Source organism: Microcoleus sp. w1-18aA5 (assembly GCF_036701705.1).
Classification (GTDB): Bacteria; Cyanobacteriota; Cyanobacteriia; order Cyanobacteriales; family Microcoleaceae; genus Microcoleus.
Genome location: NZ_JAUPTE010000025.1, coordinates 59645 through 73679, shown reverse-complemented (window position 1 = coordinate 73679; position 14035 = coordinate 59645). Strand labels below are relative to the sequence as shown.

Genomic DNA, 14035 nt, shown 5'->3' with positions numbered 1-14035 from the left:
GCTTTTACTACCGATCGGCTAGAATTGTTAAAACTTTTATCTGCCCAAATTGCTATTTCCATTGAGAATGCTCAACTCTATGACCAATTAGGGGAATACTCGCGAACGCTGGAACGTAAGGTTATAGAAAGAACGCAAGAATTGGAACAGGAAATGGCTGTCAGAATGCAGACAGAAATAGCCTTGGGCAAGTCTGAGGAAAAGTTTTCCAAAGCCTTTCGTTCCAGTCCTAACCCGATCGCGATCGCCCGATTCGCAGATGGACGCTACATCGAAGTAAACGACAGTTTCCTCAGCACTTTTAGTTACTCTCGCGAACAGGTAATTGGTTTTACAGCAATTGAGTTGAATTTTTGGGGTAATTTAGAAGAATGTGACAGATACAGACAGCTCTTGCAAGAATCAGGAGTGGTTCGCAATCAGGAATTCGATTGTCGTACTTCATCAGGCGAGGTGAGGAAGATGCTGGTATCAGCAGATATTATTGAGCTGGGTGGAGAAGCGTGTATTCTGTTAGTCACTAACGACATTACCGAGCGTCAAAGGGTAGAAGAAGCGCTCAAAGAAAGCGAGGCTAAATACCGTGACTTAGTTGAAACATCGCAGGATATGATTTGGTCACTTGATATCGAAGGGCGTTATACCTTCGTCAACGCTGCCGTCCAACAGATTTTTGGCTACTGCCCTGAAGAAATGATCGGGCGAAAATTCAGTGATTTTCAGCCACCTGAGAAACTTCCTAAAGATAACGAGATATTCCAACGTATGCTGAATGGAGAGTCCGTATTTCAGAATGAAACTATACAATTAGCTAAAGATAGTAGACCTATCAATCTCCGGTTTAATTCACTTGTAGTGCGAGATTCCGAGGGAAATATTCTAGGAATAACTGGCACAGCAAGCGATATTACGGAAAGTAAAAAAGCAGAGGCAGCCTTACAAAAATCCAAAGAAGTTGCAGATGCGGCTAACAAGGCTAAAAGCGAATTTTTATCAAAAATGAGTCACGAATTACGAACTCCTCTCAATGCAATTCTCGGCTTTACCCAAGTGCTGGCGCGCGATTCATCCCTTTCTAACATACAGCAGGGACAGATAGGCATCATTAATCGTTCTGGCGAGCATTTGCTGACGCTGATTAATGACGTGCTGGAAATGTCTAAAATCGAGGCAGGTCGGATCACCTTAAATCCTACTAGCTTTGACCTGTATCATTTGCTTCATTCTCTCGAAGAAATGCTCAAAATCAAAGCTGATTCTAAAGGTTTACAGCTCAGGTGGCACATCAATTCTAACATTCCTCAGTATGTAAAAACTGACGAAAGTAAATTGCGTCAAGTCTTGATTAATCTGTTAGGAAATGCGATCAAGTTTACTACGAAGGGAAGTGTAACGCTTCGGGTTGGAGCAATTAGCGCGAAACAAAAGTCCCTAACAGACAACGAACCACGGACTATTACGTTTGAAGTGGAAGACACTGGTTACGGCATTGATCCTACTGAGGTAGGCTCTCTATTTAAGGCTTTTGTGCAAACTGACGCAGGTCGGAAATCTCAAGAAGGAACAGGCTTGGGTTTACCCATCAGCCGACAATTCGTACAACTGATGGGAGGAGACATTACCGTCAGCAGTATCTTGAATCGAGGAACAACTTTTAGTTTTGATATCCAAATTAGCGCCCCTGAGATGGCTGAAGTTCAACCTCGACAATTAAGAAGGCGGGTAATTGGTTTACAACCCAACCAACCCTCATATCGCATCTTGGTGGTTGATGATAAATGGGAGAGCCGTTTGCTACTGGTTCATCTTCTTAAACCGCTTGGCTTGGAGGTGCGCGAAGCAGTAAATGGTCAAGAAGCTATTAGAACCTGGGAAACTTGGAAACCTCACCTAATTTGGATGGATATGCAAATGCCTGTGATAGACGGGTATGAGGCCACCAGACAAATTAAAGCCAATATTCAAGATGAGGCTACCTCGATTGTGGCGTTGACCGCTAGCGCTTTTGAGGAGGAGCGAGCCATTGTTTTATCATCAGGCTGTGACGATTTTGTGAGCAAGCCTTTCCAAGAAGAAGTTATTTTTGCCAAAATGGCTGAACATTTAGGGGTACAGTATATTTATGAAGATTTACCGAACTTTACATTATCTCAGCTTGAGGGTCAAGACTTGAGTGTAAAAGAAGGGGAAAAAACTGAAAATTTAAGGACAACTTTGGCGACAATGCCTACGGATTGGGTGAGACAGTTACATCATGGAGCTATCGATGCTGATGCCGGCCTGATTTTAAGCTTAGTCTCCACAATCCCTGAATCCGATACTTTTTCTGCGGAGATTCTCACCGATTGGATTCATAATTTTCGATTTGATAAAATTACTGACTTAACCGAACAACTTATCCCATGAACAGCCAGAAATTAGCATCTCATGTTGCCAATCTTTTAGTGGTTGACGATACCCCCGATAACCTGCGTCTTTTATCGACTATGTTGAGCGACAAAGGATATAAAGTTCGGGGCGTAATCAACGGGGAAATGGCATTAAAAGCAGCACGTTCCACCCCGCCAGATTTGATTTTACTGGACATCACGATGCCCCAGATGAACGGCTATGAAGTTTGCCAACATTTAAAAGCGGATGGCAGAACTTCGGGTATTCCAGTTATTTTCTTGAGCGCCCTAGATCGAGTCTTGGATAAAGTCAAAGCATTTGCTGTGGGAGGAGTAGACTACATCACCAAGCCATTTCATTTAGAAGAAGTTTTAGCTCGTGTCGAAAATCAACTAACTATTCAACGTTTGCAAAAAAAAATGCACGAGCAAAATGCGCGATTGCAGGAGTCTGAGGCTAAAGAGCGGAATAAATCCCAACAACTAGAGCTGGCTCTACAACAGTTACAAAATGCACAAGCTCAGCTCATCCAAAGCGAGAAAATGTCAAGTTTAGGGAATGTCGTAGCAGGGGTAGCTCACGAAATTAACAACCCGATTAGCTTCATTAAAGGGAACCTCTCGCCCGTAAGGGAGTACACTGAAGATTTGCTGAGGCTGGTGCAACTCTACACAGAAGATTTCCCCAATCCCACAGCAGCTATCCAGGAACAACTGGAGGCAATCGATTTCGCTTTTCTCAGGAATGACTTGCCGAAGTTAATTGCTTCTATGAGCATAGGAGCTGACCGAATCGGAGAAATAGTGCAATCGCTGCGGAATTTTTCCCGACTCGATGAAGCTGAGTTAAAAGTGGTGGATATTCATGAAGGAATTGAAAGTACGCTGATGATTTTGCAGCATCGGCTAAAAGATGAAGCAGATCAAAGGATAATTAAAGTGGTAAAAGAGTATGATGATCTGCCAAAGATAGAATGCTACGCGGGGCAAATGAATCAGGTTTTTATGAATGTTCTGACGAATGCGATTGAAGCGTTGCAATCCCCAAAACGTTGGGCAAATGATGTAGATGATAGCAGATCCATCCCTACTATTACTATTTGCACGAAGTTACTCTCCGACTTTCAAGTGGGTATTTATATTACTGATAATGGCCCCGGCATAACCCAAGATATTCAACAACGCATACTTGAGCCATTTTTTACAACAAAGACAGTGGGAACAGGAAAGGGTTTGGGGTTATCGATTAGCTATACTATTGTAGTGGACGACCACGGGGGGCAACTCCGTTGTTTTTCGATACCGGATCAAGGGGCGACATTCGCCATCGAACTTCCGATTTACCACTCTACAAAACGTTTTTTTGAAGAAGATTTAGGCGGGTTATAAGCCACTAAAATAAAAGTAGTCAAACATGGTGTAAAATCAGGAATTTTGTTTATTTATGAGTCAGTGTATTTGTAATTTTGAGACAAATTTCTATTAATCACAAGTTGATACTCTTAGCCACAGAGTCCGAAATATTTTCCGGCAACGCTCCTTAAATTGCCAACGGTCACCGACTTGTTTTTTTGCGTAGCTTATGCACGCACTCTCAAACCCACAATAATGATGAATTTCTACCCTCATTTTTTATCAGCAAAAACCCTAGCAATTGTTTGTGTAATTGCTGCATTTGTTGTCCTTGGAGGCAAAGTCTTTGCCACAACAATCGATTATGCACCGCCATTTCAAGAAACCAGCTTTTACAGTACGATGATATCTGCTAATAACGATTTAGCTGACATTTATTATCCTAAACCATCTGATATTAGTTTGGGTAATTACTCTTTCCCCATTGTACTTTTATTGCAAGGTGCGCTTGTAGATAAATCATTTTATTCAGATTACGCTAGCCATGTGGCGCGGTACGGCTTTGTGGTAGTCGTTCCGAACCATTTGCGGCCTTCGCCCTTCAATCCCAGTTCACCGCCTAATTTGGCGTCGGAAACTTCGCAAATTGCGGCGGTTTTGTCGCAAATGGCGATCGAAAACACAAAGCCCACATCTCCGATCGCGTCTGTTATCGATACGCAGCGCCTTGGTTTATTGGGTCATTCTTTTGGTGGTGCGGTGGGGTTATCAGTGATTGCCAACAAATGCCTCCCAGAATTGTATTTGTGTCAAGAGCCATTTACGCGCCCGAAAGAACTATTAGCGGCTGCATTTTTTGGAGCTAACTTGCGGAATCCCATTGCTAATGAATTTGTACCCATCGCTAATGATGGCATTGCAGTGGCGTTGATTCAAGGGGATATCGATGGTGTCGCCCTGCCCGATCGATCTCAAAGCACCTTTGACCAAATTCAAACACCACCCAAAGCTTTGATTACTGTTATGGGTGCAAATCACTTCGGCATTACCGATGTTAATAACCCCGCTGGTGCGATGCCCGATCGCAATACTGCTACCTTAGAGCGAGCCGTAGGTATTGAAACGATCGCCCGTTGGAGCGGGCTGTTTCTGCGGGCACATATGCTTAAAGATCGATCGGCATTTGATTATATTTACTCTCAAGGTGACGCCCTCGATCCGAATGTCCGTGTTACCACCGTTCCAGTTCCCAAACCATCTTCTAAGTAGCTCCACCTAAAAAACGTAAGATAGATTAAGGCTAATACATAGTGTGCCTAAATTTTTATTATTTGGGATCACTGATCTGACAGACCGCCGGCACTATATTCTTTTAACCATCTATGTACAGTAATTCTATGTACACCTAAAGGTTCAGCTACATCTGTAAGGCTTTGACTCGCTCCAGTTTTTAACCAATAAAGTGCCTGTATTTTTTGTTTATTAGGTAGAGTTCGCTATTCGGACAGAATTATTTTTAACTCGTCTGCTGTTAAATCAATTCTTTATTGGTAGTTTACTTTCATCAAGTCAAGTATTTCTCAAAGTCTAAGCTTCATGTTAGCATATTTCTTGGGAAATGATATTATTAACTAAATTTCCCTTTTCAGTAACGTCATCCTGCCGCTTAAAGACTAGCAAGGTAATATCATCAAACACTTTCTGCTTACCGATATGTTGCCGTACATCTACAATCACCGCATCCTTAACTTCTGCAGCAGACTTGTGCCAATTTTGACTAATCACTTGACACAATTGCTTCAGTCCATACTGCTTTTTGCGGATGTTATAGGCTTCTGGAATCCCATCAGTATAAAGCACCACGCCATCTCCAGGTTCTAGCTCAATCAGGATGTGACTGATGAAGCCTGCGATATCATCATCTAAAGCGATCGGGAAACCTAAATCCATCGTGTCGATGCGCTCAACTTCTCCATTGTTTCGCACAACAAGCGTTTCTTCATGCTGACCGCTGATGCTGATCCGTCCTTCGGAGTAGTTCAAAATCGCCAGCGTCAGACTTTTCTCAGAATTCATGCGCTGCACGTTTTTGTAGAGGGTACGGTTGAGTACATCCAGGAATCGAACTGGATCTAGTCCACGAATCTCTTGCAGGGTGCGAACTGAGGTTTGCGCCATCAGCATCAGAATGCCGCTTTCCAGGCCGTGTCCGGTGACATCACCGATCGCCAGCGTGACCACACCATCGATCTGTAGCACGTCGTAGTAGTCCCCTCCTACTTCATCGGCGGGTTCCATGTATCCGGCGATATCTAGTCCCTCAATTTCCAGTTCATGAGGGTTAGGCAAAATCATTTGCTGGATCTGACGCGCCACATTCACTTCTGCACCTAAGCGGAGGTTGTCTACTTTGAGTTTTTCGTTGAGGGTAATGATTTCCTGATTAGCATTAGCGAGTTCTGATGTTCGTTCTTTAACTTTGTCTTCGAGGGTTTCAAATGATTCTTGAATTTGCCTCGCCATGCTGTTGAAGGATCGTGCTAGCAGACCAATTTCGTCTCGCGATCGCATCTTCACACGCATATCTAAGTGACCCGCCGTAAACTGGGCAACCGCTTGGGTGAGGTAAATCAGAGGCTTGGTTAATAGTTGTGCGATCGCCAAAGCGATGATAGTTACAATTGTGGCGATGATTGCTAATAAAAGAAGTGCATCCTGTATTTGTTTTTCTACAGGTGCTAGGGCAACGGCAATGGGTTGTGCGAAAAGAACTGACCAAGGTTGATATTGCAGGCGGGCGATCGCTAAGAGGCTTAACTCATTATTACCCGTAGCTGTCAATCGTGTGATTAGATAAGGCTGTTTAGTGTCTAAAGCCTGCTTGAGGTCGGGCAAATTGATTGCAAGTTCTTCCGTTATATTTTTAGGCAAACGCCCTTCGCGTTGCAGTTTCACTACAACATTGGGTGACAAAGGTACAATTGATTTGAAAAGGAGTTCCGGTGTAGTGCTATGTGCCAGATGGATATAGTTCTCATCTAAAAGAACGGCTAACGATTTCGCACCTGCACGTTCAGTTTTCCGACTCACCAACTGCTGGACAGATGTGGCATTGTATGTCACCCGCAATACACCCAATATATTTCCCTTCGCATCGCGAACAGGACTGCTAAAGAAGAGCGTAACGAGGTTGGGAATTGTCGGCGATTGCCTAATGCTAGAAACAAAAGATAGTTGAGTTTTGAGCGGTTCTTGGAAGTAATCTTGACCGGATTCATCTCGTCCCACATCCAGTGTATTCGTATCGAGTACATTCCGTCCCTTTAAGTTGAGCAAGGCATAGGAGATAATATTAAGCGTATCTTTGCGACTGAGCCTGGTTAAGGTTTCAGTCGCTAACATCTCTTGGGGACTACCATTTCGCCGTTCTGGAGGTATGCCCAGATAGGCAGCCAAACCTGGTAAAATCGCTTCTACGCGCACGGCATTGAGATTCCCATCGATAAACCCATCTATTCTGTAAGCGGTTTCGTTAGCCGCCGCAGATAGCGCTTGTCGTGCGTTGTCGGTCAATGCCTTTTCAGTTGTCTGCTTGTTGACAAATGCTAACAGCAGCAACGGAATTAGAGCAACGAGGAGAAACGAGAAAATTAACTTTGTACGAATGCTTTTGAAAAAGGAGCGCTTCATGGTTTCAGGCTAGGACGGGGGGGTTAAGAAAGAAGAATTGAACAAGGTTTCTAGATTGGGAAGGCGCGTCACATTGCCAGCGCGAATAAAAAAGTCCGTATATTTTTTGGCAATTTTGTAGATATAATTATGACTGTTTGATTGAAAGAAATTTTGATTTTCTGCAAAGTCAGTAAAGTCTATTCCGTCTAAAGAAATGGTATTGATGGGAATATTCAATGCTTTGCTGACGATCTCCTTTCCTTCGGGAATATTTGCTTCCCAATATGACAAGCCTTGAAGCCAGCCTCGCACAAAGGCGCGAATATCTTCGGGGCGATGGCGGATCACCTCACCCCGAAACGCGATTAAATCCAAAATTAAGCCTGGGGTTTGTTTGCTTGTAAACAGGATATGCGCCCCTAATTTTAATGCTTCAGAAAGATACGGTTCCCAAGTGTGTCCTGCTTGGATAGCATTGTTTTGTAAGCGATTGGGAACTTCAAAAGTCTCGACTTTAACCAGTCTAACATCATCGCTTGTCAGCTTAGAGGTTTTCAACATCTCAGTAACGAAAACCTCGCTAAAGTCGCCTAGAGTTGCACCAAGCTTTTTTCCTTTCAAGTTAGGGATTGTTTTAATATCCGATTGCGCGACTACCACATCTGCCCCTGTCGATTCATCCACAACCATCACAGCTTGCATATCAGGATATGTGGCACTCAAAATCACAAAATCGCCCAAGGTCAATGCGATCGCATCATACTTCCCTGCACTGAAATCCGCGAAAAGCAATTGTGAGTGCTTTATATAGCTGAGTTCCACGTCTACCCCTTGCGCTTTGAAGAATCCTTTCTCTTGAGCAATGATCAGAGGTGTATAGCCAATAAAAGGAACACAAGATACTTTTAGGGCAGGAGGTTTTACTTTTAGAGGTGCCGAAGAATGACAAGCAAACAGCAGGCAGCAGGTAATAATAAAGAGGCTGTTTAAAAATGAGCGCTTCATGGTTTCAGGCTAGGAGGGGGGGGTAAAAAAGAAGAATTGAACAAGGTTTCTAGATTGGGAAGGCGCGTCACATTGCCCGTGCGAATAAAAAAGTCTGCATATTTCTTGGCGGTTTTGGAGATATAATTAGGACTGTCTGATTGAAAGAAGTTTTGATTATTTGCAAAGTCAGTAAAGTCTATTCCCTCGAAAGAGAGTGTATTGCTGGGTATATTCAGCGCTTTGCTCACGATCTCCTTTCCTTCGGGAATATTTGCTTCCCAATATGACAAGCCTTGAAGCCAGCCTCGCACAAAGGCGCGAATATCTTCGGGGCGATGGCGGATCACCTCACCCCGAAACGCGATTAAATCCAAAATTAAGCCTGGGGTTTGTTTGCTTGTAAACAGGATATGCGCCCCTAATTTTAATGCTTCAGAAAGATACGGTTCCCAAGTGTGTCCTGCTTGGATAGCATTGTTTTGTAAGCGATCGGGAATTTCTAAATGCTCGACTTGAACCAGGCTAACATCATCGCTTGTCAGTTTAGAGGTTTTCAACATCTCAGTCACGAAAACCTCGCTAAAGCTGCCTAGATGTGCCCCAAGCTTTTTCCCTTTCAAGTTAGGGATTGTTTTAATCCCCGATTGTGCGACTACCACATCTGCACCTGTCGATTCATCCAAAACCATCACAGCTTGCATATCAGGATTTGTGGCACTCAAAATCACCAAATCGCCCAAGGTCAATCCGATCGCATCATACTTCCCTGCACTGAAATCCGCGTCTTGCAATTGTGAGTAGTCTACATAGCCCAGTTCCACGTCTATCCCTTGTGCTTTGAAGAATCCTTTCTCTTGAGCAATGATGAGAGGTGTATAGCTAACAAAAGGGACAAAAGATACTTTTAGGGGAGGACGTTTTACTTTTAGGGCTTCCGGGGAATCACAAGCAAACAGCAGCCAGCCGGTAATAATAAATATACAGATGTAAGAGAGTAGTTTAGACATACTATCTAGAAAATTCCTGGTGTAGAAAAGGCGACTCATATTTGCTTGCACCCGATCGACCTAAGTGCATCCTCCGCAATCGCCGCTAAACCTGTTCCGGTGGTTATATCTATAACAAGCTTGCCCGATCGCACTTTTGCCAATTCTACTAACCGACTTGTAGCCTGTTTGTGAAATTCATTCTCGTAGTCGGGGCGGTTGTTGAAGTCATTGAGAATCTGCCGTTTGTAGGCACTTAGCGAGTCAGTCATGGCGAATTATTGGTTTAACTTTCTACTTTAGCAAAGTCTTTGACCTCAATTAATAAATCAATAATCGGTTCTGCATAAATGCTCCGAATCGCTTTGCTACCGATATGGTGAACGGTGATAGCCTTTTCTCCAATTGCTAATGCAATCTTTTTTGACTCTTTAAGCAAGGTAATTCGCCCTGCTGGAGCGTGGTGAACTACTTGTACTTTTCGGAAGTTTTTAAAGTGAGGTAAAGACAGAATTTTTTCTGTTGGCTAAATATTATTTGGCACGACCGTTACTATTTTATCAGCTCCATCGGCGCACCCGAAAATATAAAATATAAAATATAAAAGCGAAATAGTTTTTACCAAAACTCAATTTAAATCGGGGTTTTTAAAGTGGCAGCATATTCAGGAACAGGCTTCCCTAGCCTGTTCCACAATAATGATGATTAGGACTTAAGTATGTGCAAGTTATCGAGCATGGTTTTAGCAGATTCGAGCCAGTCGGGGAACTCGGGTGACATCGCGTATACCCAAACGATCGCGTGTAGGTGTCGCATTTTACGGTACGGTTCCAGGCTGGCAAAGTCGAGCGCATTCGGATAAGCGGCTATCCCCTCATCGTCGAGGTTAATCAAGTCCCAGGCGATCGAACCGGTGCAAGTGTCCTCAAAATCGTTCCACAGCAATCCTTTCGCAGTTGGAATTAAATTTAAGGCATGGGCATCCCCGTGCAGCGGCTGCAACACGCTGACTGAATTGCTTAACTGCCTCAGCAGGCGATCGTAAGTTGTTTGCAGCAGCGTCAGGTCACTTTCCGACAGAATATTGCCAAGCTGTTCGAGCCTTTCGAGCCCGCGCGGAATATCGTTGAGGGGCGGCAGCAGCGGCAAATCGCCCGGGTAATCGCGCAGAACAGCGTGCAGTTCAGCTTGCATTCGTCCGACTGTCGCCCCATCGGGCAAAGCATCAGAGATTGGTTCAAAGTAGCGCCAGAAGCTCATCGTCAAACCGTCGCAATGGTGGGGTACCGGGGGTAAAAAATCGCTGGGAGGGACTACAGGAGCGCCTTTGGCAGCCAGAAAGGCGGCGACAGAGAGTTCGCGGGCCAACCAAGACTCGACGGGCGATCGCACTACGGGGGTTAGGGTAGCGATCCGAGCCACAATGGGTGCAGGTTTCAGGTGAACTCGCACGGAATAGGCGTCAGCAAGCACGTGGGGGTCGTTTACGCGAATGCCCGCAGCAGAGGCAACAGACACCGATGCTGCGACGGCGCGGGCTGTAAGTGCGGGGCGATCGAATTCTGTGGATGGCATAAGCGGCACATTAAAACTGGTTCGCAGTTGCCCGCAGCCGACGAGTCAACGCGCAACTGCGAACCTACTTCTTTGTATTATATTGTAATACACAAGCTCACACTCGCAACGCAGAGAGCACGAGGGAGCTTCCGCGATACAATCTTTGTTTGGTAAAGAATTTTTACGAGTTCTGTGTCCATCACAGGCTTTTCGGTCTGTACTACCCAACCTGCCTGAAAATATGGATTTTGCTACTCTTGCTGCCCAGCTAAATGCTGGAACTATCTTGCCAGAGGGAATTGTCATCATCACCCTCTTGGTGGTTCTCGTCGGCGATTTAATCGTAGGCCGCAGTTCCTCGGGTTGGACTCCCTACGTTGCCGTTGCGGGTTTGTTGGCCGCCGTCGCTGCCTTGTGTTTGCAGTGGGATAACGTTGATACCATCTCGTTTCTAGGCGGTTTTAACAGCGATGCCTTGAGTTTAGTGTTTCGTGGCATTATCGCTTTGACTGCGGCTGTCACTATTTTGATATCCGTCCGCTATGTACTGCAAACTGGTACTGCTTTAGCGGAATTCATCGGCATTTTACTCGCCGCTACTTTGGGGGGAATGTTCCTCAGCGGCGCTGATGAATTGGTGATGATTTTTATTTCGTTGGAAACTCTGAGTATCTCGTCTTATTTGCTGACGGGTTACACAAAACGCGACCCGCGTTCCAATGAAGCTGCTTTGAAATATTTGTTAATTGGCGCTTCTTCTTCGGCAGTGTTTCTCTACGGGCTTTCGCTGCTGTACGGGTTGTCGGGTGGCGAAACTCAGTTAAGTGCGATCGCTGCTAACCTTTCTACTGTGAATGAAGGTCAATCTCTCGGTTTGGTGATTGCCTTGGTTTTTGCGATCGCCGGCATCGCCTTCAAAATTTCTGCAGTTCCCTTTCACCAGTGGACTCCTGACGTTTACGAAGGTTCTCCTACACCCGTTGTTGCCTTTCTTTCTGTCGGTTCCAAAGCAGCCGGTTTTGCCCTAGCAATCCGCTTGTTAACAACTGCTTTCCCCGCACTTATCGAACAGTGGCAGTTCGTGTTCACGGCCTTAGCCATTCTCAGTATGGTGTTGGGAAATGTGGTTGCCCTCGCCCAGACTAGCATGAAGCGGCTTTTGGCTTATTCGTCGATCGCCCAAGCCGGTTTTGTAATGCTGGGTTTGATTGCAGGAACAGAAGCCGGTTACTCCAGCATGATATTTTATATGTTGGTTTACCTGTTTATGAACTTGGGTGCTTTCGCCTGCATTATCCTGTTCTCGCTGCGGACTGGAACCGACCAAATTAGCGAATACTCGGGTTTGTACCAAAAAGACCCGCTGTTAACTTTAGCCTTAAGTATTTGCCTGCTTTCTCTCGGTGGAATTCCGCCCCTGGCTGGATTTTTCGGCAAAATCTATCTGTTCTGGGCCGGCTGGCAAGCAGGACTTTACGGCTTAGTTATTCTGGGATTAATTACCAGCGTAGTTTCGATTTACTACTACATCCGCGTTGTCAAGATGATGGTAGTAAAAGAACCTCAAGAAATGTCAGACGCGGTAAAAAATTATCCCGAAGTTCGCTGGAACCTTCAGGGAATGCGGCCTTTGCAAGTCAGCGTTGTACTCACCTTGGTGGCGACAACATTGGCGGGGATTTTGTCGAACCCTTTGTTTAATTTGGCTAATGATGCTGTTACCAAAACTCCCATGTTGCAGTCGGCTTTGAGTCAGGTGCAACCTGTTGTGGGTGCGAAAATTGAATCGAATTTGGTGTCTCGCCGGGATTAATTTTTCCTGTTTGTGAAATAGTGGAAAACGCCTGACTCTTTGCAGTTGGGCGTTTCTTTTTTGTTGTGATATACTGTTAATTATGATTTTTGACCGCAGATGTAGGCAGATAAACGCAGATAAACGCAGATAAAAGTTAGTACAGAGGCAACAATGTTAGTACAAAGTAAGGAAAAGTTTTATACTCCAGATGAGTACCGGGACTTAGAGGAAAATGCTGAGTTTAGAAATGAATACCGCGATGGAGAAATTGTACAAATGACGGGTGGTAGTATTAATCACAGCCAGATAATCGGTAATATTTATGCGTTATTAAAATCTGCTTTGCGGGGAAAGAATGCCCGACCATTTATGAGCGATTTGCGGTTGTGGATTCCTCGGTATCGACGCGGGACTTATCCAGATGTGATGGTAGTTGAAGGAGAATTAGTTTGCACAGAGGGACGGAAAGATGAAATACTCAATCCTGTGCTGATTGTGGAAGTGCTTTCTAAGTCTACCAAGGATTTCGATCGGGAGGATAAGTTTCGGTTTTATCGATCGATCCCTGAATTCCGTGAATATGTGTTAGTCAATCAATCTGAGTTTTTAGTCGCACAATATATTAAAACAGAATCAAATGAATGGTTGTTTCGGGAATATGAGGGAGAATCAGCAATAGTTTCCTTCGCTTCAGTGGAAGTGCAAATGTCGATGCTGGATATTTATGAGCTGGTTGTATTTGAAACCCAGGAAACGGAAGTACAGCAGTAAAATTCATGCTATGGGGTGATGCAATGTCTAGCTTGGTAACAGTAAAACAATAATAAGTTGGTTGGTGGTCAGGACTTGAGTCTTCTAATTTTTATGAGGGAAGATATGGTTAACTACCGAATTGTCGAAACTTTGGCTGACAGCCAGGTTTCAGACTTGATGGATTTGTACAAAAACGAGTTTTGGAGCGACAAGCGGACGCGGCAGGATGTTGTGAAAATGCTTGCTGCAACTGATGTTATCATTGGTTTGGTCGATGAGAGCGATCGACTAATTGCTTTTACTCGCGTTATCACCGATTTCGTATACAGAGCGATGATTTTTGATGTCATTGTCAAGCCGACGCACAGAAAGATGGGACTGGGTGCGAAGTTGATGGATGCAGTTTTAAATCATCCAGAATTGCAAGCTGTCGAGAACTTTGCTCTTAATTGTTTGCCCAACATGATGCCGTTTTACGAGCGTTGGGGTTTCACAGATGATGTGGGCGAGATGAAGTTTATGCGGCGAACAACAGGCTGAAC

The 14035-nt window shown here is 44.5% G+C and carries 13 protein-coding genes; 6 read left to right on the top strand and 7 right to left on the bottom strand.

Annotation, left to right across the window (positions count from 1 at the left end):
• The 3 genes from Q5691_RS11905 to Q5691_RS11895 all read left to right on the top strand — a co-directional run.
• On the top strand, nt 1–2406 hold a 2406-nt coding region (locus Q5691_RS11905; RefSeq protein WP_333344951.1), incomplete at its 5' end, for a PAS domain S-box protein.
• Nucleotides 2403–3779 (top strand): response regulator, encoded by a 1377-nt coding sequence (locus Q5691_RS11900; protein ID WP_333208667.1) that lies wholly within the window; start codon nt 2403–2405, stop codon nt 3777–3779. The genes Q5691_RS11905 and Q5691_RS11900, both read left to right, overlap by 4 nt.
• A 219-nt stretch (nt 3780–3998) precedes the next feature.
• Complete coding sequence (locus Q5691_RS11895) at nt 3999–5012, top strand: poly(ethylene terephthalate) hydrolase family protein (protein WP_333344949.1); 1014 nt, start codon at nt 3999–4001, stop codon at nt 5010–5012.
• A gap of 68 nt (nt 5013–5080) precedes the next feature.
• Here Q5691_RS11895 and Q5691_RS11890 read toward each other — a convergent pair whose 3' ends face one another.
• The 7 genes from Q5691_RS11890 to Q5691_RS11860 all read right to left on the bottom strand — a co-directional run bounded on the left by Q5691_RS11890 (nt 5081) and on the right by Q5691_RS11860 (nt 10963).
• The gene (locus Q5691_RS11890) at nt 5081–5215 is read right to left on the bottom strand and encodes a helix-turn-helix domain-containing protein (protein WP_333344953.1); all 135 of its coding nucleotides are present in this window, start codon (nt 5213–5215) and stop codon (nt 5081–5083) included.
• 127 nt (nt 5216–5342) lie between these two features.
• Nucleotides 5343–7433: a SpoIIE family protein phosphatase gene (locus tag Q5691_RS11885; protein WP_333344947.1), complete on the bottom strand. Its 2091-nt coding sequence runs from the start codon at nt 7431–7433 to the stop codon at nt 5343–5345.
• Nucleotides 7434–7442: 9 nt separating this feature from the next.
• Entirely contained in the window at nt 7443–8420 is a 978-nt protein-coding gene (locus tag Q5691_RS11880) for an ABC transporter substrate-binding protein (RefSeq protein ID WP_333311145.1), read from the bottom strand.
• On the bottom strand, nt 8417–9409 hold the full coding sequence (locus tag Q5691_RS11875; protein WP_333311144.1) for an ABC transporter substrate-binding protein: 993 nt from the start codon (nt 9407–9409) through the stop codon (nt 8417–8419). Before Q5691_RS11875 ends, Q5691_RS11880 begins: the two co-directional genes overlap by 4 nt.
• A gap of 35 nt (nt 9410–9444) precedes the next feature.
• Nucleotides 9445–9660: a hypothetical protein gene (locus Q5691_RS11870; protein ID WP_333208679.1), complete on the bottom strand. Its 216-nt coding sequence runs from the start codon at nt 9658–9660 to the stop codon at nt 9445–9447.
• 14 nt (nt 9661–9674) lie between these two features.
• On the bottom strand, nt 9675–9899 hold the full coding sequence (locus Q5691_RS11865) for a GrpB family protein (protein WP_333230671.1): 225 nt from the start codon (nt 9897–9899) through the stop codon (nt 9675–9677).
• A 194-nt stretch (nt 9900–10093) separates the two neighbouring features.
• Nucleotides 10094–10963, bottom strand: coding sequence for a phosphotransferase (locus Q5691_RS11860; protein WP_333208681.1), 870 nt, complete (start codon nt 10961–10963; stop codon nt 10094–10096).
• A 223-nt stretch (nt 10964–11186) separates the two neighbouring features.
• On the opposite strand from Q5691_RS11860, the gene Q5691_RS11855 reads away from it, so the two are divergent.
• The 3 genes from Q5691_RS11855 (at nt 11187) to Q5691_RS11845 (ending at nt 14033) form a co-directional block, all read left to right on the top strand.
• Nucleotides 11187–12758 carry an NAD(P)H-quinone oxidoreductase subunit N gene (locus tag Q5691_RS11855; RefSeq protein ID WP_333208683.1) on the top strand — a complete coding sequence of 524 codons (1572 nt, stop codon included), beginning with the start codon at nt 11187–11189 and terminating at the stop codon, nt 12756–12758.
• Nucleotides 12759–12911: 153 nt separating this feature from the next.
• On the top strand, nt 12912–13511 hold the full coding sequence (locus Q5691_RS11850) for a Uma2 family endonuclease (protein ID WP_333208685.1): 600 nt from the start codon (nt 12912–12914) through the stop codon (nt 13509–13511).
• A 105-nt stretch (nt 13512–13616) separates the two neighbouring features.
• A complete protein-coding gene (locus tag Q5691_RS11845; RefSeq protein ID WP_333208687.1) occupies nt 13617–14033 on the top strand; it encodes a GNAT family N-acetyltransferase in 417 nt (138 codons plus the stop codon).
• The last annotated feature ends 2 nt before the right edge of the window (nt 14034–14035 follow it).

Coding starts and splice junctions, on each gene's coding strand:
- Q5691_RS11900 (WP_333208667.1), top strand. CDS start 2,403: ATGAACAGCCAGAAATTAGCATCTCATGTTGCCAATCTTTTAGTGGTT.
- Q5691_RS11895 (WP_333344949.1), top strand. CDS start 3,999: ATGATGAATTTCTACCCTCATTTTTTATCAGCAAAAACCCTAGCAATT.
- Q5691_RS11885 (WP_333344947.1), bottom strand. CDS start 7,433: ATGAAGCGCTCCTTTTTCAAAAGCATTCGTACAAAGTTAATTTTCTCG.
- Q5691_RS11880 (WP_333311145.1), bottom strand. CDS start 8,420: ATGAAGCGCTCATTTTTAAACAGCCTCTTTATTATTACCTGCTGCCTG.
- Q5691_RS11875 (WP_333311144.1), bottom strand. CDS start 9,409: ATGTCTAAACTACTCTCTTACATCTGTATATTTATTATTACCGGCTGG.
- Q5691_RS11870 (WP_333208679.1), bottom strand. CDS start 9,660: ATGACTGACTCGCTAAGTGCCTACAAACGGCAGATTCTCAATGACTTC.
- Q5691_RS11860 (WP_333208681.1), bottom strand. CDS start 10,963: ATGCCATCCACAGAATTCGATCGCCCCGCACTTACAGCCCGCGCCGTC.
- Q5691_RS11855 (WP_333208683.1), top strand. CDS start 11,187: ATGGATTTTGCTACTCTTGCTGCCCAGCTAAATGCTGGAACTATCTTG.
- Q5691_RS11850 (WP_333208685.1), top strand. CDS start 12,912: ATGTTAGTACAAAGTAAGGAAAAGTTTTATACTCCAGATGAGTACCGG.
- Q5691_RS11845 (WP_333208687.1), top strand. CDS start 13,617: ATGGTTAACTACCGAATTGTCGAAACTTTGGCTGACAGCCAGGTTTCA.